Genomic DNA, 19,217 nt, shown 5'->3' with positions numbered 1-19,217 from the left:
CATGAGGATTGCCGTAACCGGCGGAAGTGGAAAATTGGGCAGGAGCGTGGTCCGTCGACTGGCGCAGGACGGGCACCAGGTGCTCAACATTGACCGTGCGGGAAAAAGGGGCCGCGGCTACGTGAATGTGGACCTCCGCAATTACGGGCAGGTCCTGGACGTGGTCCTCGGTTTGGATGACCAACACAACGGCTTGGACGCAATCGTCCACTTGGCCGCCATCCCCGCACCGGGGCTGGCCCCCGACGCCGCCATTTTTGAAAACAACATGCTCTCCACCTACAACATCTTCCAAGCAGCACGGAGAGCGGGCATCAAGAAGGTGGTTTATGCCTCCAGCGAGACGGTCCTGGGGCTCCCCTTCGACATCGACCCTCCCTACATCCCCGTGGACGAGGAGTACGCGGCGCGACCCGAGAGCACCTACTCCCTGGTGAAGCACCTCGAGGAGCAGATGGCCATCCAGCTCACGCGCTGGGACCCTGCTTTGAGCATCACCGCGCTCAGGTTCTCCAACGTGATGGACCCCGAGGACTACGACGCCTTCCCGTCCTTCGACTCGGACGCTACCCTGCGTAAGTGGAATCTGTGGGGCTATATTGATGCCCGCGACGGCGCCCAAGCCGTTGTCCGCGCCCTGGAGAATGGCACATCCGGTTTTGAGGCCTTCATCATCGCCGCTTCCGACACCGTGATGAGCAGAAGCAGCGCCGAACTGGCCGCCGAAGTCTTTCCCGGCGTCGAGGTCGTCAAAGACCTGGGCCAGCACGAAACGATGCTGTCCGTCGACAAAGCCCGCCGCCTCCTTGGTTTCGAGCCGGAACACAGCTGGCGCGAGTACCACTCCAACCGGACCACGCCCACGGAGGACTGAACGCGTGGGCTTGAACGCGCGACGACCCACCCCTTAGCCGCAGTTTCCTGCAAGCACTCGTAAAGGGGTGGGCCGGCGCAGCTTCACATGTGGGCGGAGCTAAACCATGGTCACCACCATGGCGGGGTCGGCCAGGATAGCGCCAAGGTCCGCCAGGAAGCGCGAACCCTGCTCGCCGTCCACCAAGCGGTGGTCGAAGGACAAGCTCAGGGACATGACCTGCCGTACCGCGATCTCATCATCCACTACCCACGGCGCCTTCCGCACAGCGCCCAAGGCGACAATGGCAGCTTCGCCTGGGTTGAGGATAGGCGTCCCTGCGTCGATCCCAAACACGCCGATGTTGGTAATGGAGATGGTGCCGCCCGAGAGGTCGGACGGGGACGTCTTGCCGGCACGTGCGGTATCCGTGAGTTCCGACAGCGCTGTGGCAAGTTCCCGCAGGTTCAGGCGCTCGGCGTCTTTGATGTTTGGTACCGTAAGGCCACGCGGCGTGGCAGCCGCGATCCCAAGGTTGACGTAGTTGAACTGGATGATCTCCTGGCGCGCCTCATCCCAGCGCGAGTTCAGCGTTGGATTGTTCCGCAAAGCGACCAGGACCGCTTTGGCCGCAATGGTAAGCGGGGTGAGCTTGTAGCCTTCGAACGCCTTGCTGGCCTTCAGTCGCGCGAGCAATTCCATGGTCGCCGTGACATCTATCGTCAGGAATTCCGTCACGTGCGGGGCGGTGAAAGCACTCTGCACCACGGCTGCCGCAGTGAACTTCCGGACACCCTTAATGGGTGTACGCGTTTCACGATCGCCTGTTGCGGCTGGCTGCGCTGGTACTGCGCTTGCGGCTTCCGCTTCACCAGCGAAGTTTTGGACGTCTTCCCGCGTGATGAGTCCTCCCGGACCAGTGCCGGAAACCAGCTGCAGGTCGATTCCAAGATCGCGGGCCAGTTTCCGGACCGGGGGTGTGGAACGCGGACGCTCGGCAGGGACATCGTCGGGTTTGGGCTTTGCCTGCACTGTCGTTGCCGCAGCTTGTACCAGGCCGCGGGCGCGGCGGACCGGGCGCCCGGTGTCCTCGACGACGGCGCCATAACCTACCAGGTTCGGCTCCCTCTTGGCGGGCGTCACGTCAGCCCCAGCCTCAGCCGTTTCAGGTTGGGGCGTTTCAGGTTGGGGCGTTTCAGGTTGGGGCGCAGCAGCCTTAGCCTCGACGGCGGTCGAGTTACCGCCGCCGTTGGCGTTGCCTCCATTGGAGGCCCCGGCGTCGTCCACTTCGAAGGAGACGATCGGTTTACCGACCTCCACCACGGACCCCGGCTGCTCGTGCAGGGCCGCCACCACGCCTGCGAAAGGCGACGGCAGCTCAACGACTGCCTTGGCGGTCTCAACCTCGGCAATAACCTGATTGAGGGTGACGGTGTCCCCTACCGCGACCTTCCAGCTCAGGATTTCCGACTCGGTAAGGCCTTCGCCAAGGTCCGGCAGCCTGAATTCCTTGATCATGGTGGCGGTCATCCTTCCAGTCCACTCAGGGAGTTGGGGCGGCCCAAGGTGCGGTCTACGCCATCCAGAATCCTGTCCAGGTTGGGCAAATGATGCATTTCAAGCTTCGAGTAGGGATATGGAACATCGAAACCGGTAATCCGGACGGGGGCGGACTCCAGGTAGTTGAAGCAGCGCTCAGTGATGCTGGCGGCAATCTCCGCCCCGAGGCCACCGGATTGACCGGCCTCGTGCGTGATGACCAGGCGGCCCGTCTTTCGCACAGATGCTTCCACCACCGGGTAATCAACGGGAGCCAGTGAACGGAGATCAATCACTTCCACCGAGATTCCTTCATCGGCCGCAGCCTGTGCCGCATCCTTTGCGGTCTTGACGAGAGGACCGTACGCCACAAGCGTGACGTCCGATCCGGCATTGACCACAGCTGCTTTGTCCAAGGGCATGGCGTTGGAGAGATCGACCGACTCGTCGACGTCACCCTTGTCGTGGTAACGGCGCTTGGGTTCGAAGTAGAGCACAGGATCATCCGAAGCTATGGCCTGCTGGATCATCGTGTAGGCGTCCTGCGGGTTGGACACCGCAACTACCCGAAGGCCCGACGTGTGGGTGAAGTAGGCTTCCGGCGATTCCGAATGGTGCTCCGGCGAGCCAATGCCACCTCCGAACGGAACGCGGATGGTGATGGGCATCTTGACCCGCCCCTGCGTACGGTAGTGCATCTTGGCCACCTGGCTGACGATCTGGTCGAAAGCCGGATAGATGAAGCCGTCGAACTGGATCTCGCACACTGGGCGGTAGCCCCGATATGCCAAGCCCACTGCTGTTCCGATGATGCCGGACTCGGCCAGGGGCGAATCGATCACCCGGTGCTTCCCAAAGTCTTTTTGGAGTCCGTCGGTGACACGGAAGACGCCACCGAGCGAACCAATGTCCTCGCCGATGAGGACGACTTTGGGATCGTTTTCCAGTGACTTGCGGAGGCCTGCGTTGATGGCCCGGGCAAACGTGAGCTTGGACATCAGAGTGCACCTTCCTCGACAGGCTGGTTGAAGCTGTTCAGGTAACGCGAATAGTGATCCTTCTGGCGTTCAATCCAGGAATTCGGTGTGCTGTACACGTGGTTGAAGACGTCCAACGGCTGCGGATCGGGCATGTTGACGCAACTGTTCCGGAGTTCGGCCGCAACAGCGTCAGCCTTGGCTTTAACCCTGCCTTCCAGGTCTTCCGTGAGCAGGCCCTTGACGTCCAGGAGCCTCCGTAGCCGGAGAATAGGATCCTTGGCAGCCCAGTCCTCCAGCTCATTCGGGTCCCGGTAACGGGTGGGATCATCGGCAGTAGTGTGAGGGCCCATGCGATAGGTGACCGCTTCGATAAACGTTGGCCCGCCGCCGCTGCGGGCCCGGTCCAAAGCCCAACGCGTAGCGGCCATGACTGCGAGGACATCATTGCCGTCAACACGCAGGCTGGGGATACCGAACCCCGTTGGCCTGTCCGCCAATTGAACGTGGGACTGCACCCGCACGGGTTCAGAAATGGCCCAATGATTGTTCTGGCAGAAAAACACTACGGGTGCCTGGAAGCTGGCGGCGAACACCATGGCCTCGCTCACGTCGCCCTCGCTTGTGGCGCCGTCTCCGAAGTAGGCAAGCACTGCCGTGCTGGCACCGTCCAGTTGGACGCCCATGGCGTACCCCGTGGCATGGAGGCTCTGGGAACCGATAATGATTTGGGGTGTCGCCATGTTGATTCGCTGAGGATCCCAAGCGTAGAGGGCGTTTCCACGCCACACTTGGGCGATCTCCGAGACATGGGCGCCGCGGATGTAGGCCACGCCGCTCTCACGGTAGCTGGGGAAGACAAAGTCGTCGTCGCGCAAGGAGCGGCTTGAGCCAATCTGGGCTGCTTCCTGTCCCAGCAGCGGCGGCCACAAGGCCAGTTCACCCTGCCGCTGGAGGGCCGTGGCTTCTGTGTCGATGCGGCGGATGACAGTCATGTCCTCAAACAAGGAGCCCAACTGCTCATCGCCGATGTCCTTGATCCAGAGATCAAATTCCGGGTGGCTGATCCGCTCGCCTTCCGGCGACACCAACTGGAGGAGGTTGCCCCCCGTCCGCAAAGGATTTTGTGCACTTTGTCCGGGGCGCGGAGCGTCATTTTGCACTCCCTTGCCCGCCTTATCCGTCAACACAGGTGATCGCAACCTTCCGGCTCGGTTTTGCCGGCCCTGCTGGACTTGTGATCCAGCCGCAGACCGACCCCCTGGCTCCTTCGCCCGGGTTAATTGTGACCCTACTCACAAGACGCATCGGGTACAACTACCCTCCAAAATCTTGAGCATTCTGCCATATTGAGATGCGTCAGGCCGTGCTAATCTTGCGCATTATGCAACCTTTGGATGGCACCGACACCCGGCTTCTTTCAGCGATGGCAAAGGATCCCAGGGGGACAGTTGTGGCCCTCGCCCAGAAACTGGGCCTATCCCGCAATACGGTGCAGGCTCGCATGGCCCAACTTGAGAAGAAGCACGCTTTCCTCTCCTTTGAGCGGCGCATCAACCCGGTAGCCCTCGGCTACCCGCTCACGGCGTTCATCACCGTGCACGTCCAGCAACAGAAACTCGCCTCGCTCGCGAAGGATCTTGCGGACATCCCGGAGATACTTGAAGGTTTCGGTCTGACCGGATCAGCCGACTTGCTGTTGCGCGTGGTTGCGCTGGACGCAGAAGACCTCTACCGGATCAACGGCAAGATTCTTGCCTGCGACGGCGTTGACCGCACCGATACTGCCTTGGCCATGCGGGAAATGATTCCCTACCGGGTACAACCCCTGCTGGGGCGGCGCTCCGAAGCCTGAGCCATCTTTTTCTCCTTCGGTTATTACCCTTGGTGCTCTTGCCTGTGGAACCCTCTTGCCTGTGGAACCGCGGATGCGATTTGATGCAGGTGGACGCATCGGGGGCCGGCCAGCGGTTCCCGGCTACGTGGTGGCGCTGCCGCAGGCTGCCGAAAGGGGCACTACAGTGAGCAACCCGCAAGAACCCAATGGTCGAGACGGCAGCCAACACAGCGAAAATCAATACGGCCAGAACCCGCCACCCGTCCCACCCGGACCCGGGTACCCCCCACAGAATTCGACGCCCCCTCAGTGGCAACAGCCGCCGTCGTCCCCTGGTTCTCAAGGCCAATACCCGCCCGGCCAGTACCCGTCCGGCCAGTACCCACCTACGCAAAACCCTTATGCCCAAAGCCCTTACGGCCAACAGTTCCCGCCGCCGGCCAAGAGCAAGAAGGTGCTCTGGATCGTCCTTGGCATCGTGGCAGGAGTGATCGTCCTGGCTGTGGTTGGCATCCTGGTGCTGGTGAACGTGGTGGGCAGCGCGACATCAAAGGCGAGGTCCTTGGCTGACGAGTTCACCAGCCTGGTGGTCTCAGGGCAAACAGAACAGGCCTACGACAACTACCTGCACCCAGCCTTGAAGGACGAACTGGATAAGCAGTCCTTTATCGACGGTATTGCCAGCCTGGAACTTGATGATTCCTGCAAGCCCAATTACAACTCCGTCAGCGTCAACTCGGATAACGGCAATAACAAAGCGGACATCGCGGGAACCTTGCAATGCAGTGGCAAGAGCATCGATCTCAAGTACGTTTTCGAGGGCACAAACGACCTCAAAATGAGCAGCATCCGCCTGCGTCCGTAACGGCTCCAAAAAAATCTTCAGGTTCCACCCATCCACACCAGCGCATGGTCCGAATCACTGCTTGAGAGCCCCGCCCGGGGTTCCACAGGACGGCCGGGAAAGTCCCGGCCATCACCGGAAGGTTCGGACCAATGCGTACTTCGCCCAATCGCTTGATCGCCACCATCTTCGGAGCCGTATACCTCTTGGTAGGCGTGCTCGGATTCTTCGTTACCTCGGGAACCGGGTTCTTCGCCACTGAAGGTGCCAACCTGATCATCTTCGCGGTGAACCCCTTGCACAACGTCATTCACCTTGCCATCGGGGCGGCCCTGCTTTATGCGGGCATGAACAGCGTCACGCTGTCCAAATCCGTGAACACCGCGGTCGGCGGCGTCTACCTGCTGGTGGGTATCCTCGGGCTGTTCCTCGTGGGCACTTCGCTGAACATCATCGCCTTGAACGGCGCGGACAACGTGCTGCACCTTGCCAGCGCTGTTGTGCTGCTGGGAGTTGCCCTGTCCCAGGACAAGGCAGTGGTCGCCTCCGCCCGCGCCTGATCGCGGAACCAGCGAGTCCAAGGAGAGCCGCATGGAAGCCAAACACCACCCCACGCTGAACTCAGCCGTGCTGTTGTTCGTCTACTTCGCCGCCATGGCTGGCGGGTTGGTGGATCTGTCCCTTGCGGCAGGCTACCTTTCAGGAGCTGCTGCATCTGGATTGGTGGTTGCCGGAGTGGTGGCCCTCGCAGCTGGACTAGCCTTACTGGCTTGGTCGTTGTGGGGGCTCCACCGGAACTCCCTTGTCTTCACCCGGCTTGCGTTTCCCGGACTGGCGATGGCAGCCGCGGCACATATCGGCGTCCTCACATGGCGTTTGGCGTCCACTGAGGGCTCGCTTGATGTGAGCCATCTTGCCGCCTTGGGCCTGTCCCTCATGGCACTTGCCGGGGGCGGCTGGCTGGGTCGGCAGGCAAAGACCAACGACGGCGGCGCCCACGGCCTGCCAAGGACCGGGCGGCTTCTGGCAGCCGCGTTCGGGGCCGCCGTCGTTGTTGCTTCAGTGGCCACGCCGGGATTGGCCGCATCGATGGCAGGCCAGCACGCCGTACCCCACGGGGAACACGGCCAGGCCCCCTCTGAAGGAAAACACCCGGGACTGGTTCCAAGCGGCCACCACTAGGTGCAATGGCCCGGACCGGCGCATCATCGGCATTGCCCACTGTTGGTGGTGCGCCCGGTTCGTGGATCATGGAGCCATGGATCCCGTTGAGGCGCTCGAAGAAATCTCCTTTTGGTTGGAACGCGGCCAAGCCCCGTCTTTCAAGGTCCAGGCCTTCAGGAAAGCAGCCGACGCCGTTCGGAAGCTTCCGTCCGAAGAGCTGGCCAGGCTCATCCGAAATGGAAGAGTCACCAGCCTGAAAGGTGTTGGGGATCGAAGCGCGGAAGTCATTACCCAGGCAATGGAAGACAGGGTGCCCGATTATCTGGCCGACCTTCGCGAGCGCGGCACCGAATCCTTGGCATCCGGCGGCCATACGCTCAAGGCAGCGTTGCGCGGCGACCTCCACAGCCATAGCAACTGGTCCGACGGCGGCTCGCCCATTGAAACCATGGTGGCCGCTGCCAAGACCCTCGGCCGGGAATACCTTGCCCTCACGGACCACTCCCCCAACCTGACCATCGCCAACGGCCTCAGCGTAGAACGGCTTGAAAAACAACTCGGCGTCGTGGAAGGGATTAATGCCAACCAGGACGGCTTCCGGTTACTCAAAGGAATCGAAGTGGACATCCTGGAGGACGGGACCCTGGACCAGTCCCCGGAGATGCTGGACCGGCTGGACGTCGTGGTGGCCAGCGTCCATTCGAAGCTGCGCTCGGATAAGCAGACCATGACCAAGCGGATGTTGGGCGGTATCAGTGATCCGCACACCAACGTGCTGGGCCACTGCACTGGCCGCTTGGTCCAAGGATCGCGCGGCACCCGGCCCGAGTCCGAATTCGACGCCGCCAAGGTCTTCACCGAATGCGCCGAGTGGGGCGTCGCCGTCGAAATCAATTCGCGGCCGGAGCGGCAGGACCCTCCGGACACGCTGATCAAGATGGCGCTTGACGCCGGCTGCCTGTTCAGCATCGACAGCGATGCCCATGCCCCCGGCCAACTGGATTTCCTCCAATACGGCGCCGAGCGCGCCGAGGCACTTGGGGTGCCGAAGGAACGGATCGTCACCACCTGGCCCTTGGAACAGTTGAAGGAATGGCTCAGCCTCAAGAAGTAATTCGATGCGGCATGGCGGTGGCTCCCCCTGCCACTTGGCAGAAGGAGCCCCCGTTTTTGGTTGAAGCTTAGTGGTCCACCGCTTTCTCTGCGCCGATGCCTGTCAGCGAGCGCACTTCCATCTCAGCTTGCTTGGCGGGATCCTCACGGCGCTTGTCCAGGACGGTTCCCAGCCAGCCCAGGAAGAAGGCAAGCGGGATGGACACGATGCCCGGGTTGCTCAGCGGGAAGAACGCGAAGTTGGCTCCCTGGATCATGGACGTCTTTGCGCCTGAAACCACGGGTGAGAAGGTGATGAGCAGGATGGCCGAGGCCAGGCCACCGTACATGCTCCACACCGCGCCCTGCGTGGTGAATTTCCGCCAGAACAAGGAGTACACGATGGTTGGCAGGTTGGCCGATGCTGCGACCGCGAAGGCAAGTGCCACGAGGAAGGCGACGTTCTGTCCGTTGGCGAAGATGCCGCCCAGGATGGCCAGGATGCCGATCACCACCACGGTTCGCCGGGCTACCTTGACCTCTGTGGTGGCATCGGCTTTGCCCTTTGAGATGACGTTGGCGTAGATGTCATGGGCAAAGGATGCTGCAGCGGTGATGGTCAGTCCAGCCACCACGGCAAGGATGGTGGCGAATGCGACTGCCGAAATGAAGCCGAGCAATAGCGGCCCGCCAAGGTGGAAGGCCAGCAGGGGTGCGGCAGAGTTGACGCCGCCAGGGGCCGACTTAATGGTTTCTGCTCCGACCAAAGCTGCCGCACCGTAGCCCAGTACCAGGGTGAAGAGGTAGAACAAACCGATCAGCCAGATCGACCAGACCACGGACTTGCGTGCTTCCTTGGCCGTGGGGACCGTATAGAAACGCATCAGGACGTGCGGGAGGGCAGCGGTGCCGAGGACCAACGCCAGGCCGAGGGACATGAAATCAAGCTTGGACGTTTCCGTCTTGCCGTACTGGAGGCCCGGGTTGAGAACAGCTGGGTTGTTGGCGGCCTCGGCGGCGGAGCCGAGCAGGTTGGACAGGTTGAAACCGTAGATCGCCAGTACCCAGGCAGTCATGACTGCAGCTCCTGCGATCAGCAGGATGGCTTTGATGATCTGCACCCATGTGGTGCCCTTCATGCCTCCAATGAGTACGTACATGATCATCAAGGCGCCGACGACGATAATCACCAAAGCTTGTCCGCCCCAGTCGCTGATTCCCAATAGGAGCGAAATCAAGCTGCCCGCTCCCGCCATCTGCGCGAGGAGGTAAAAGAAGCACACTGCGAGGGTGGAGAGGGCGGCCGCGATGCGGACCGGGCGCTGGCGAAGCCGGAAAGACAGGACATCGGCCATAGTGAACTTGCCGGTGTTGCGCAGGAGTTCGGCCACCAGGAGCAATGCCACCAACCACGCGACCAGGAAGCCGATCGAGTAGAGGAAGCCGTCATATCCGTTGATGGCAATGGCGCCGGTGATGCCGAGGAACGACGCCGCGGAAAGGTAGTCACCCGCAATCGCTGTACCGTTCTGTGAACCAGTGAACGAGCGGCCGGCGGCATAGTAGTCTGCCGCGGTCTTGTTGTTCCTGCTGGCGCGGAAGACGATCACCATGGTGACAGCTACAAAGAGGGCGAAAATGCCCATATTTAGGAGCGTTGTATCTTTCAGTGCTCCGACGTTGACTGCGGGGACAACGGTGCCGATGTGGTTGATGTTCATTTGCCTGCCTCGATTACGTTGCCGTCCTTGTCAAACCGATGACCCTCGATCTCATTGCGGATGCCGGCCGCGATGGGGTCCAGCTTCCTGTTGGAGTAGCTCACGTACCAGGCCGTGATGCCGAAGGTGGTGACAAATTGGAGCAACCCGAGGATCAGGCCGACGTTGATGTTGCCCCAAACTTTGATGGACATGAAGCCGACGGCGTAGTCGGCCAAGAGAACGTAGGCGAAATACCAGAGCAGGAACGCCACTGCCATCGGGAAGACAAAACTGCGGTGCCGCTTGCGCAGCGTCTTGAACCGTTCCGTTTGCTGGACTTCCTGGAAGTCCACGGACGCAGTTGCGTCCTGGGGTTGGGCTTCATTACCCATGGTTCCTCCTGATTGTGATGTGTCCACATCAGCTCGACACGCGCTGCCAATGTGACTGCAATCACTATCGAACGAGCCACGCTGCGCGTACCAGAGAAGCACTGGCCAGCGTCGCCCAACGGTCAGGATGCTGCGCCGAACGGTGGGATGTGAGCGAGCATTCGGGAAAAGCCGGGAAGGATGTGAGCGGGCATCCGGTTACGCTGGCTCTATGCCGGACTCCCCGCTTTTCACCGCAGCCGCGATCGCCGTGATCGTGATGGCCATCGCCGTCGTCGTTGGTGTTGGACTGAAGGTGATCCGCTCCTTCCGGGACCTTGGCACGGATGCTGAGCGGGCCACCTACAACACACTGCATGCAGCATCACGTGCGGGGCAGCATCTGCGTGGCGGACTGCAGGCGGCTGGTGCTGCCAAGGCGAGCAAGCAACTTCGGATGCTTCTCGGCTGCGATGCGCTGGCTATCACAGACACCGATTCGGTCCTTGCGTGGGACGGGGTTGCCGAGGAGTTAAGGCCTTCCCTGATGCGCCTGGCCGCCGAAGTCTTGGCCACGGGGCGAACGGCAGTGGTACCCCACGCCGGGCACCCAAACCGGGCAAAGTCCGAGCATGGCAGCCATGACTTCAGTGCCGTCATCGCCCCCATCCGTGCCGGCTCCAGGGTGGTCGGATCAGTGGCGGCCCTTGCGCCTGCTGCCGGAGCCGGGCTGGTAAGGGCCACCAGCGAAGTGGCTGACTGGATTGCCGCCCAGCTTGACCTCGCCGAATTGGAAGCCTCGCGGACCCTCTTGATGGAGGCCGAAGTCCGGGCTCTCCGTGCTCAGATCAGCCCGCACTTCATTTACAACTCCTTGAACGCCATCGCTTCCTTCATCAATACGGACCCCGCGCGTGCCAGGGAACTCGTAGTGGAGTTCGCAGACTTCACCAGGTACTCGTTCCGGCGGCATGGCGACTTCACCACTGTGGCCGAGGAACTGCGCTGCATCGATCGCTACCTCCTTCTCGAACGGGCCAGGTTTGGCGAACGCGTGCAGGTGAGTCTTCGGATCGCGCCCGAAGTGCTGAGCACTGTCATTCCGTTCCTCAGCCTTCAACCGCTGGTGGAAAACGCGGTCCGGCACGGCCTTGAGGCGAAGGAAGGTCCGGGACACATCACCATTTGCGCCAACGATTCGGGCGCGTTCGCAGAGGTCACAATCGAGGACGACGGCGTGGGGATGGACCCGGAGCACCTGCGGTCCGTGCTTGCCGGACACACAGACGGCGAGCACGTGGGATTGCGCAACGTCGACGCCCGCTTGCGGCAGGTCTACGGGGACGAGCACGGCCTGGTTATCGAAACTGCCCCGGGAGAAGGAACCTTGATCACCATGCGGGTGCCCAAATCCCAGCCCGGACATGACGCCTGACACACAGGGCTAATCTTTAATCATGATCAACGTGCTCGTCGCTGACGACGAACTGCCTGCTGTGGAGGAGCTTGCCTTCCTGCTCGGGCAGGATGCGCGCATCGGCGCGATCTACCGGGCGTCGTCCGGCACCGAGGCTTTGCAGATGTTGGAACGGGAGTCCGTTGACGCCGTGTTCCTCGACATCCACATGCCCGCCCTTTCTGGCCTGGACATCGCCCGCGCCATCTCGCACAGCACCAGCCCGCCCGCCGTCGTGTTTGTCACCGCTGACGAAGACTGCGCGTTGGAGGCCTTCGACCTGGCCGCCATTGACTATCTCCTCAAGCCGCTCCGGGCCGAGCGGCTGGCACGTTCCGTGGACCGGATCAGTGAGCTGATCAAGGATGGGACACCTGCTCCCGAAATGATCACGGTGGACCTTGGCAGCACAACCCGCATGATCCGTCGCGATGATGTGAGCTATGTGCAGGCGCAGGGCGACTACGCCAGGCTGCACACGGCCGAAGCCAGTTACCTGATCCGCGTCCCCCTCAGCGATCTGGAACAGAAGTGGGCGGAAGCCGGGTTCATCCGGATCCACCGTAGCTACCTGATTGCGCTCAACCATGTGGGCCATCTAAAGCTCTCGGCGACGGCCCCGAGCGTCAGAGTGGCTGGCGCCGAACTTCCCATTAGCCGGCGCCACTTGCCATCGGTGCGGGACAAGCTGCAATCCACCCGCATCCGGCCACAAGGATGACGCGCGTTCGGGTCACGGCACCACGCCAATCAGCGAAACCTGCTCCCACCCGGCTCCCTTACGGTGGTGAAGTCGGCGAGGATTCGGACGTAGGACGCGTCTTTGTTCGTTCCCTGATTCGCTCCCAGTTGCGCCTCGCACTGGTGGTGGCCTGCGGCTTCCTGCTGATTCTCGCTGCCTTCGCCCTCTTGCTGGTCTTCGGACCCGGGGTAGCTGAGACCAGGATCCTTGGCATTCCGCTCGACTGGCTGCTTCTGGGATTGGGAATCTACCCCGTGATAGGCCTCAGCGCGTGGCTCTACAACCGCGCGGCCGCCCGCAATGAAGCCCGCTATCAGGATCTTGTGGAGGACAAGTGAACCCTGCTGTTGGCCTGGTTGCTTTCCTGGCAGTTTCGATCACCACGGCCGTCATCGGCTTCTATGGCCTTCGCATCTCGCGCACCACCGGGGACTTCTACGTCGCCTCACGCACAGTACCGCCGTGGTGGAATGCCTCCGCGATCGGCGGCGAGTACCTCTCGGCCGCGAGCTTCCTGGGAGTCGCAGGACTGATCCTGCTATCCGGGACCGACGCCCTATGGTTCCCCGTTGGTTACACCGCAGGCTACCTGATGCTGTTGCTGTTCGTGGCCGCTCCCCTTCGGCGCTCCGGCGCGTACACCATCCCCGATTTCACCGAAGCGCGCCTGGATTCCAGAATCGTTCGACGCGTCACGAGCCTGGTGGTGGTGGCGGTCGGCTGGTTGTACATCGTGCCCCAGCTTCATGGCGCTGCGCTCACCATCCGCATCACCACTGGCCTGCCGTCGTGGGTAGGTTCGACGGCGGTTGTGCTGGTGGTGTGCCTCACGGTGGTGGCAGGAGGGATGCGATCCATTACGTTCGTCCAGGCTTTCCAGTATTGGCTCAAACTGACTGCGTTGGCCGTGCCTGTGATATTCGTACTCCTGGTACTGGCCGGAAGCGACACCCAGTACCAGGCCCAGCTTCCGGTCAATCCCACCGGCCAGCCAGCCGCCAGCGCCTACCAGAACATTTCACTCATGGTGGCGTTGCTCTTCGGGACGCTGGGCTTGCCGCATGTCCTGGTGCGCTTCTACACGAATCCCGATGGACAATCCGCACGACGCACCACACTGATCGTCCTAGGGCTCCTCTCGGTCTTCTACCTCTTCCCAACGCTTTCGGGCGCTGTGGGCAGGATGTTTGCCCCGGAACTCGCGCAGTCGGGCCAAGCCGATGCCTTGGTCCTGCTGTTGCCCGGCAGGCTGGTTGGCGGGACAGCCGGTGAACTCCTCTCAGCACTCGTGGTCGCCGGCGCTTTCGCCGCGTTCCTTTCCACCACGTCGGGGCTGGTGGTGTCACTTTCCGGCGTCATCAGCCAGGACCTTTTCGGTGGAAGTGTCCGGGGATTCCGCCTCGCAGCGCTGCTGGCCGCCGTCGTGCCTTTGGGCTTTGCTTTCATGACCGACACCCTGGCCTTGGCTGGGAGTGTTGGACTCGTCTTTGCGTTTACGGCTTCCACCATTTGCCCCGTGCTGCTGTTGGGAATCTGGTGGCGTGGCCTGACCGATGCAGGGGCGGTTGCAGGGATGGTGACCGGTGCACTGCTGTGCGGCGGGGCCATGGTGGTTAGCACGGTCATGGGCCAGGGCAATGCACCTGCCTGGCTGGCCCAACCGGCTGCATGGACGGTCCCGGCGGCTTTCGCAACGACAGTGGCAGTCTCACTCTGGACCAAAAACCGCGTGCCCGCTTCCGTGAACCGCGTAATGTCCCGCCTGCACGTTCCGGAACGGCCCGTAGCCACCGAACGCTAAGCGCAGGCAGCTGTTGTCCGCGCAGCGCCTGTTGTCCGTGCAGCGCCTGTTGTCCGTGTATTGCGGCAGGGTGGACAATGGCGCCATGTCCGAAGAACCGGGTGCAGCCAACGCCGAACTTCCGGTGAGCCAGCCGGCAGCTGCCCAAGCTTCGGCTTCCCCGAGCATACGGGCGCAATTGCTGGCCACCGAACACTGGAGCCTGCTTGCCTCAAGGAGCACTACGCAAGGCGAGGTCCTCACGCGCATCAGCATGTTCCTGACCTTCACGTCGGCCAGCCTGCTGAGTGTGGCCCTCGTGGGTCAGGCTACGCAGTTCTCCGAGTCCTTCAGGGCATTCGCGCTGACTATCCTCACCATCGACCTCCTGGTAGGGCTCTTAACCCACATACGCGTCATGAGCGTGGGGATGGAGGACCTGATGTATGTCATTGCCATGAACCGGTTGCGTGCCGCTTACGTCGATCTTGACCCGGGCCTGGCGCGATACCTCATGGCTGCGTCCAACGACGACGAGGAAGGCGCCAAACGGACGTATTACTTCTTCGGCGGTAGGAAGGACTTCAGCCAAGTGGCTGGCAGCAGCATGGTGTTCATGGCAACCGTGAACGCTGCCCTGATCGCTTTGTTGGTTGGCTCGGCACTGTTGGTCGCCGGGCTACCGGCCGGTGCAGCCGTCAGCGTAGCCGTCGTGGCAGCATTGGCTTTTTTCGTTACTGCAATGGCCCGCGGCAGGCGCCGCTACCTCGATGTGTGGAAGAACAATCCCACCATCTCTCCAACCCCGCGTTAGTTTCGGGCCTTCTTAGTCGATGGCCGCCATCAGTTCAACCACCCGGTCAAGGAATGCATCCACCTGGGCTTCTTCGTAGCCCTGGTCACCCTTGGCCGCGCGGAAGACGGCGCGGCGGACGGTGTCCACGCTGAGGGGCTGATCGTGCTCAAGGTAGCCAATGAGTTCGGCGCAGAGTGCATCCACATCCTGGACGTTGTAGCTGCGAGCCTTCTTCTTGGCCGGGCGGCGGAAACGTTCGCCGTCGGGCCGGTGCAGCCGGCCGCGAAGGATGCCGGACAACTTACCGATCTGCCGCAGCCAGGCTTCCTCGCCCTGCTGGCTGATGAGCTCGTCCCGTTCCCGGCGTGCGAATGCGTCTTCGAGGCGGTCCAAGGCGGCGTCAACGCTGTTGGCGTCGTACCCACCCTTGACGGGGTCAAAAGCTACGTCGCGAACGTCCGTGCTGGTCACTTGGTCAGGGGCGCCCACCGGGTTCTCGAAAGAGGTCCTGGCACGGCTGAGGAACGCATCCACTTGCTTGGCGTTGTAGCCGTACTTGCTGCGCTCCACGCGTTCGAACGTTGCGGGAATCTGGCGACGAATATCCAAAGCCACTAATTTTCCTTCATCGGGGTTGTCAGACGCCGCTCAGCAGCGCGAACAGAACATAGGCTACAGGAGCCGCGAAGACAATCGAGTCCAAGCGGTCCATGACGCCGCCGTGGCCAGGAAGAATGCTGCTCATATCCTTGACGCCAAGTTCGCGCTTGACCATGGACTCGGCGAGGTCTCCCGCCGTCGACGCAGCAACCATGCCGGTAGCCAGCACCAGGCCCACCCACCACGGTTTGTCCAAAAAGAGGACACATGCGAGAACGCCAATGATCATGGCGCCCCCGACAGAACCCGCAAATCCTTCCCAGGACTTCTTGGGACTGATTTTCGGCGCCATGGGGTGCTTCCCGAAAGATGCGCCCACGATGTAGCCGAACGTGTCATTCGATACGACCAGGAGCAGCATGGTGGCAATCTCCCAGGCTCCCCCTGGAATGCCGTCCGGCCATAGGCCCACCGGAGTCGCGCCGCCGCTTGCATGGAGCGGAAGTGCGGCGAAGCTGATCAGGAACGGTATCCAGGCGAGAGTGAACACCCCCGCGAAGACGCTGCGGGGGGCACCTGCGGCACTCTCAATGGACCGCCACAGGAGCACAGCGACGCAGCTTGCCGTCATGGTGAACAGCAAACCTTCCAAACCGCCAAAGTAGGCGGAAACCGGCATCACCAGGGTTCCGATCATCACAGGGATGATCGGCATTCTGGTTCCCTGGGCTTCCAGGGCCCTGAAGACTTCCCAAGCTCCCAACACCGCAAAAGATGTGGTGAGAAGGACGAACCCGAGCGGAAGGAACAGCAGCCCCCCAAGAACCGCGAAAAGCATGGCAAGCCCGACGCCGATGGCAGCCGGAAGATTCCGGCCAGCCTTCGGCGTCGGGTTCCCCCGCAGACGCCTGACGCGTTTGCTCGTGTCGCGTGTCGGGACCCGCCCGGCGGGTGCCGGCTCTGCCTGGTTCATTAGACCTCGAGCAGCTCGGCTTCCTTGCGCTTGAGCAGTTCGTCAATGCTGTCGACGTGCTGCTTGGTGATGGCGTCGAGTTCCTTCTCACCGCGTGAACCTTCGTCCTCGCCGGCGTCACCGTCCTTGACGAACTTGTCGATTGCGTCCTTGGCCTTGCGGCGGATGCTTCGGATGGAGACCTTGGCGTCCTCACCCTTGCCCTTGACGATCTTGACGTATTCCTTACGGCGCTCCTTGGTGAGCTCCGGGATAGTGACGCGGATGATGTTGCCGTCGTTGGAGGGGTTGGCGCCAACCTCAGAGTCGCTCAAGGCTTTCTCGATGTCGCGCAGGGCCGTCTTGTCGTACGGCGTGATGAGGATGGTCCGTGCGTCCGGCACTGCAAAGGATGCAAGCTGCTGCAGCGGAGTGGGGGTGCCGTAGTACTCCACGATCACCTTGTTGTAGAGCCCGGGGTTGGCCCGGCCCGTACGGATCGAGGCGAAATCTTCCTTGGCTACCTCAACCGCCTTGTCCATCTTCTCGCCGGCTTCGAGCAAGGTCTCTTCGATCACGGGTTTCTCCTCAGAAAATAGTCGCTGCCCAACTGCGGGCGGCAATGCACGTTACAGGAATGCACAGTAAAGATCCGCCCCAGGGGGCGGAAGGTCCTAGAAATATCCTAGCCGCTGCTAGGGAGTAACCAGGGTTCCCAGCGTTTCACCCAGGATGGCGCGGGTAACGTTGCCCTCGCCTTCCATGCCAAAGACCACCATGGAGAGATTGTTGTCCTTGCACATGGTCATGGCTGTCTGGTCCATGACACGGATGTCCCGGCGCAGCGCGTCGTCATAGCTGAGGACATCTAGCTTTTCGGCGGAGGGATCCTTTTTGGGATCTGCGGTGTAGACGCCGTCCACTCCGCTCTTGGCCATCAGCACGACGTCGGCGTGTACTTCGAGCGCACGCTGGGCAGCCACTGTGTCCGTGGAGAAGTAAGGCAGTCCGGCACCAGCACCGAAGATGACCACGCGGCCCTTTTCCATGTGGCGAATGGCCCGGCGCGGAATATACGCCTCAGCCACCTGACCCATGGTGATGGCACTCTGGACGCGGGTTTCGACTCCCGCTTGCTCCAGGAAGTCCTGCAGCGCGAGGCAGTTCATGACCGTACCAAGCATGCCCATGTAGTCCGCACGGGACCGGTCCATGCCGCTCTGGGATAGTTCGGCTCCGCGGAAGAAGTTTCCACCGCCAACCACAATGGCTACTTCAACGTCTGGGACGGCAGCAGCGATCTGCTTGGCGATAGCGCGGACGGTCTCAGGATCGACGCCGAGCTTGCCTCCGCCGATGACCTCGCCGGAAAGTTTCAGAAGTACACGGCGGCGGGTCTTCTCGGGCTGGATTGCAGTATTGACGGTTTCCATGGTGCCTTCCCGTTGGTGGACTCTGGCTAGATTATCGTGCTGTGGGTCATTATCGTGCTGTGGGTCCGCGCAGATACTATCCGGACGGGTGCATGAAAAAGGGGCGGCCACCGAAGTGACCACCCCTTTTCATGACTTACTAGTTTCCGACGCGGAAACGGGTTACTGCGGTTGCCTTGACTCCGGCTTCCTCGAGGACCTGTGCAACAGTCTTCTTGGAATCCTTGGCGAATGCCTGGTCAACCAGAACTTCGCCCTTGTAGAAGCCCGTCACGCGGCCTTCAACAATCTTGGAGAGAGCGGCTTCGGGCTTGCCTTCAGCCTTGGCAGTCTCTTCAGCGATGCGGCGCTCGGACTCGACGAGTTCGGCCGGGACGTCTTCGCGGGTCAGGTAGTTCGGAGCCATGGCTGCAACGTGGACGGCGATGTCGTGTGCGGCGGTGGCAGCGGCTTCGCCTTCACCGTCAACAGCGAACAGAACGCCGACCTGTGCCGGAAGGTCCTTGGAGGTCTTGTGCAGGTAGGCGTCAACCGTGGTGCCCTCGACGCGGGAAATACGGCGGACAACAACCTTTTCGCCGAGGACAGCGCCCTCTTCGATGACGATCTCGGACAGCGGCTTGCCGTCGACCTCGGTGGCGAGCAGGGTTTCGAGATCGGCAGCGCCGGACTCGACAGCAACGTTGAGGACCTTGTCAGCCAACTGGATGAACTTGTCAGCCTTGGCGACGAAGTCGGTCTCGCAGTTGACCTCGATCATTACGCCCACGCCGCCGGTGACCTTGGCAGCAACCAGGCCCTCTGCGGTGGAGCGGCCTTCGCGCTTGGTAGCGCCCTTGAGGCCCTTGATGCGGATGATCTCGATGGCCTTCTCGGCGTCACCGTTGGCCTCGTCAAGAGCCTTCTTGACGTCCATCATGCCGGCGCCGGTGCGCTCGCGCAGGGCCTTGATGTCAGCAGCAGTGTAGTTCGCCATGTGAACCCCTCTGTCTAGAAAGTTGTGTGTTTACGGACTGACAGGACGGCAGCCCACCGCGTGAGCCGCCATCCTGTCAGTTACCCCCGATGCCGTTTCCGG

The 19,217-nt window shown here is 61.8% G+C and carries 21 protein-coding genes; 11 read left to right on the top strand and 10 right to left on the bottom strand.

The genetic code is table 11. The features are described from left to right. The first annotated feature begins 1 nt into the window (after position 1). The gene (locus tag ACZ5G6_RS07915; RefSeq protein WP_498690613.1) at positions 2-874 is read left to right on the top strand and encodes an NAD-dependent epimerase/dehydratase family protein; all 873 of its coding nucleotides are present in this window, start codon (positions 2-4) and stop codon (positions 872-874) included. Between the two features lie 99 nt (positions 875-973). On the opposite strand, the gene ACZ5G6_RS07910 is transcribed toward ACZ5G6_RS07915, so the two are convergent. The 3 genes from ACZ5G6_RS07910 to pdhA are packed head-to-tail and all read right to left on the bottom strand — an operon-like array spanning position 974 to position 4,559. Next, positions 974-2,383: a dihydrolipoamide acetyltransferase family protein gene (locus ACZ5G6_RS07910; protein WP_498690611.1), complete on the bottom strand. Its 1,410-nt coding sequence runs from the start codon at positions 2,381-2,383 to the stop codon at positions 974-976. Beyond that, positions 2,380-3,390, bottom strand: coding sequence for an alpha-ketoacid dehydrogenase subunit beta (locus tag ACZ5G6_RS07905; protein ID WP_498690609.1), 1,011 nt, complete (start codon positions 3,388-3,390; stop codon positions 2,380-2,382). Before ACZ5G6_RS07905 ends, ACZ5G6_RS07910 begins: the two co-directional genes overlap by 4 nt. Next, the gene (gene pdhA / locus ACZ5G6_RS07900) at positions 3,390-4,559 is read right to left on the bottom strand and encodes a pyruvate dehydrogenase (acetyl-transferring) E1 component subunit alpha (RefSeq protein WP_223936511.1); all 1,170 of its coding nucleotides are present in this window, start codon (positions 4,557-4,559) and stop codon (positions 3,390-3,392) included. The genes ACZ5G6_RS07905 and pdhA overlap by 1 nt, the downstream gene beginning before the upstream one ends. 194 nt (positions 4,560-4,753) lie before the next feature. Here pdhA and ACZ5G6_RS07895 point away from each other — a divergent pair, with 194 nt between their 5' ends. From ACZ5G6_RS07895 to ACZ5G6_RS07875, 5 genes are all read left to right on the top strand, one after another. After that, positions 4,754-5,224: an Lrp/AsnC family transcriptional regulator gene (locus tag ACZ5G6_RS07895; protein ID WP_223937518.1), complete on the top strand. Its 471-nt coding sequence runs from the start codon at positions 4,754-4,756 to the stop codon at positions 5,222-5,224. Positions 5,225-5,297: 73 nt separating this feature from the next. After that, a complete protein-coding gene (locus ACZ5G6_RS07890; RefSeq protein ID WP_498690606.1) occupies positions 5,298-6,071 on the top strand; it encodes a hypothetical protein in 774 nt (257 codons plus the stop codon). 131 nt (positions 6,072-6,202) lie between these two features. Next, the gene (locus ACZ5G6_RS07885; protein WP_223936509.1) at positions 6,203-6,610 is read left to right on the top strand and encodes a DUF4383 domain-containing protein; all 408 of its coding nucleotides are present in this window, start codon (positions 6,203-6,205) and stop codon (positions 6,608-6,610) included. 31 nt (positions 6,611-6,641) lie between these two features. Next, positions 6,642-7,232, top strand: a complete 591-nt coding sequence (locus ACZ5G6_RS07880; RefSeq protein ID WP_498690604.1) for a hypothetical protein — start codon at positions 6,642-6,644, stop codon at positions 7,230-7,232. A 76-nt stretch (positions 7,233-7,308) separates the two neighbouring features. Further along, a complete protein-coding gene (locus ACZ5G6_RS07875) occupies positions 7,309-8,328 on the top strand; it encodes a PHP domain-containing protein (protein WP_498690602.1) in 1,020 nt (339 codons plus the stop codon). A 67-nt stretch (positions 8,329-8,395) separates the two neighbouring features. On the opposite strand, the gene ACZ5G6_RS07870 is transcribed toward ACZ5G6_RS07875, so the two are convergent. Together ACZ5G6_RS07870 and ACZ5G6_RS07865 are read right to left on the bottom strand one after the other, a co-directional pair. Beyond that, on the bottom strand, positions 8,396-10,027 hold the full coding sequence (locus ACZ5G6_RS07870; RefSeq protein WP_498690600.1) for a monocarboxylic acid transporter: 1,632 nt from the start codon (positions 10,025-10,027) through the stop codon (positions 8,396-8,398). After that, entirely contained in the window at positions 10,024-10,401 is a 378-nt protein-coding gene (locus tag ACZ5G6_RS07865; RefSeq protein WP_223936505.1) for a DUF485 domain-containing protein, read from the bottom strand. Before ACZ5G6_RS07865 ends, ACZ5G6_RS07870 begins: the two co-directional genes overlap by 4 nt. Before the next feature lie 211 nt (positions 10,402-10,612). Between ACZ5G6_RS07865 and ACZ5G6_RS07860 the strand changes: the two genes are divergently transcribed. From ACZ5G6_RS07860 to ACZ5G6_RS07840, 5 genes are all read left to right on the top strand, one after another. After that, positions 10,613-11,815, top strand: coding sequence for a sensor histidine kinase (locus tag ACZ5G6_RS07860; protein ID WP_223936504.1), 1,203 nt, complete (start codon positions 10,613-10,615; stop codon positions 11,813-11,815). Between the two features lie 22 nt (positions 11,816-11,837). Continuing rightward, a complete protein-coding gene (locus ACZ5G6_RS07855) occupies positions 11,838-12,557 on the top strand; it encodes a LytR/AlgR family response regulator transcription factor (protein WP_223936503.1) in 720 nt (239 codons plus the stop codon). Continuing rightward, on the top strand, positions 12,554-12,916 hold the full coding sequence (locus ACZ5G6_RS07850; RefSeq protein ID WP_223936502.1) for a hypothetical protein: 363 nt from the start codon (positions 12,554-12,556) through the stop codon (positions 12,914-12,916). Before ACZ5G6_RS07855 ends, ACZ5G6_RS07850 begins: the two co-directional genes overlap by 4 nt. Then, positions 12,913-14,379: a sodium/solute symporter gene (locus ACZ5G6_RS07845; protein ID WP_223936501.1), complete on the top strand. Its 1,467-nt coding sequence runs from the start codon at positions 12,913-12,915 to the stop codon at positions 14,377-14,379. The genes ACZ5G6_RS07850 and ACZ5G6_RS07845 overlap by 4 nt, the downstream gene beginning before the upstream one ends. 85 nt (positions 14,380-14,464) lie before the next feature. Beyond that, positions 14,465-15,172: a hypothetical protein gene (locus ACZ5G6_RS07840; protein ID WP_498691806.1), complete on the top strand. Its 708-nt coding sequence runs from the start codon at positions 14,465-14,467 to the stop codon at positions 15,170-15,172. A gap of 12 nt (positions 15,173-15,184) precedes the next feature. Here the strand turns inward: ACZ5G6_RS07840 and ACZ5G6_RS07835 are convergent, their stop codons facing one another. The 5 genes from ACZ5G6_RS07835 to tsf form a co-directional block, all read right to left on the bottom strand. Further along, positions 15,185-15,769 (bottom strand): DivIVA domain-containing protein, encoded by a 585-nt coding sequence (locus tag ACZ5G6_RS07835; RefSeq protein WP_223936499.1) that lies wholly within the window; start codon positions 15,767-15,769, stop codon positions 15,185-15,187. A 22-nt stretch (positions 15,770-15,791) separates the two neighbouring features. Then, the gene (locus tag ACZ5G6_RS07830) at positions 15,792-16,727 is read right to left on the bottom strand and encodes a phosphatidate cytidylyltransferase (protein WP_223936498.1); all 936 of its coding nucleotides are present in this window, start codon (positions 16,725-16,727) and stop codon (positions 15,792-15,794) included. Beyond that, complete coding sequence (gene frr / locus ACZ5G6_RS07825; protein ID WP_216925335.1) at positions 16,727-17,284, bottom strand: ribosome recycling factor; 558 nt, start codon at positions 17,282-17,284, stop codon at positions 16,727-16,729. The genes ACZ5G6_RS07830 and frr overlap by 1 nt, the downstream gene beginning before the upstream one ends. Positions 17,285-17,401: 117 nt before the next feature. Then, a complete protein-coding gene (gene pyrH / locus ACZ5G6_RS07820; RefSeq protein ID WP_223936497.1) occupies positions 17,402-18,139 on the bottom strand; it encodes a UMP kinase in 738 nt (245 codons plus the stop codon). A 139-nt stretch (positions 18,140-18,278) separates the two neighbouring features. Then, positions 18,279-19,115, bottom strand: coding sequence for a translation elongation factor Ts (gene tsf / locus ACZ5G6_RS07815; protein ID WP_223936496.1), 837 nt, complete (start codon positions 19,113-19,115; stop codon positions 18,279-18,281). Between the last annotated feature and the right edge of the window lie 102 nt (positions 19,116-19,217).

The organism is Arthrobacter sp. TmtSoilC51, assembly GCF_055388015.1.
The sequence above is the reverse complement of the archived record's forward strand: the minus strand, read 5'-3'. Positions and strand labels throughout refer to the sequence as shown.

What these genes read in the sequence shown, in the direction of transcription:
- ACZ5G6_RS07915 (WP_498690613.1), top strand. Translation starts at nt 2, where the DNA reads ATGAGGATTGCCGTAACCGGCGGAAGTGGAAAATTGGGCAGGAGCGTG.
- ACZ5G6_RS07910 (WP_498690611.1), bottom strand. Translation starts at nt 2,383, where the DNA reads ATGACCGCCACCATGATCAAGGAATTCAGGCTGCCGGACCTTGGCGAA.
- ACZ5G6_RS07905 (WP_498690609.1), bottom strand. Translation starts at nt 3,390, where the DNA reads ATGTCCAAGCTCACGTTTGCCCGGGCCATCAACGCAGGCCTCCGCAAG.
- ACZ5G6_RS07895 (WP_223937518.1), top strand. Translation starts at nt 4,754, where the DNA reads ATGCAACCTTTGGATGGCACCGACACCCGGCTTCTTTCAGCGATGGCA.
- ACZ5G6_RS07890 (WP_498690606.1), top strand. Translation starts at nt 5,298, where the DNA reads ATGCGATTTGATGCAGGTGGACGCATCGGGGGCCGGCCAGCGGTTCCC.
- ACZ5G6_RS07885 (WP_223936509.1), top strand. Translation starts at nt 6,203, where the DNA reads ATGCGTACTTCGCCCAATCGCTTGATCGCCACCATCTTCGGAGCCGTA.
- ACZ5G6_RS07880 (WP_498690604.1), top strand. Translation starts at nt 6,642, where the DNA reads ATGGAAGCCAAACACCACCCCACGCTGAACTCAGCCGTGCTGTTGTTC.
- ACZ5G6_RS07875 (WP_498690602.1), top strand. Translation starts at nt 7,309, where the DNA reads ATGGATCCCGTTGAGGCGCTCGAAGAAATCTCCTTTTGGTTGGAACGC.
- ACZ5G6_RS07870 (WP_498690600.1), bottom strand. Translation starts at nt 10,027, where the DNA reads ATGAACATCAACCACATCGGCACCGTTGTCCCCGCAGTCAACGTCGGA.
- ACZ5G6_RS07865 (WP_223936505.1), bottom strand. Translation starts at nt 10,401, where the DNA reads ATGGGTAATGAAGCCCAACCCCAGGACGCAACTGCGTCCGTGGACTTC.
- ACZ5G6_RS07860 (WP_223936504.1), top strand. Translation starts at nt 10,613, where the DNA reads ATGCCGGACTCCCCGCTTTTCACCGCAGCCGCGATCGCCGTGATCGTG.
- ACZ5G6_RS07855 (WP_223936503.1), top strand. Translation starts at nt 11,838, where the DNA reads ATGATCAACGTGCTCGTCGCTGACGACGAACTGCCTGCTGTGGAGGAG.
- ACZ5G6_RS07850 (WP_223936502.1), top strand. Translation starts at nt 12,554, where the DNA reads ATGACGCGCGTTCGGGTCACGGCACCACGCCAATCAGCGAAACCTGCT.
- ACZ5G6_RS07840 (WP_498691806.1), top strand. Translation starts at nt 14,465, where the DNA reads ATGTCCGAAGAACCGGGTGCAGCCAACGCCGAACTTCCGGTGAGCCAG.
- ACZ5G6_RS07830 (WP_223936498.1), bottom strand. Translation starts at nt 16,727, where the DNA reads ATGAACCAGGCAGAGCCGGCACCCGCCGGGCGGGTCCCGACACGCGAC.
- pyrH (WP_223936497.1), bottom strand. Translation starts at nt 18,139, where the DNA reads ATGGAAACCGTCAATACTGCAATCCAGCCCGAGAAGACCCGCCGCCGT.
- tsf (WP_223936496.1), bottom strand. Translation starts at nt 19,115, where the DNA reads ATGGCGAACTACACTGCTGCTGACATCAAGGCCCTGCGCGAGCGCACC.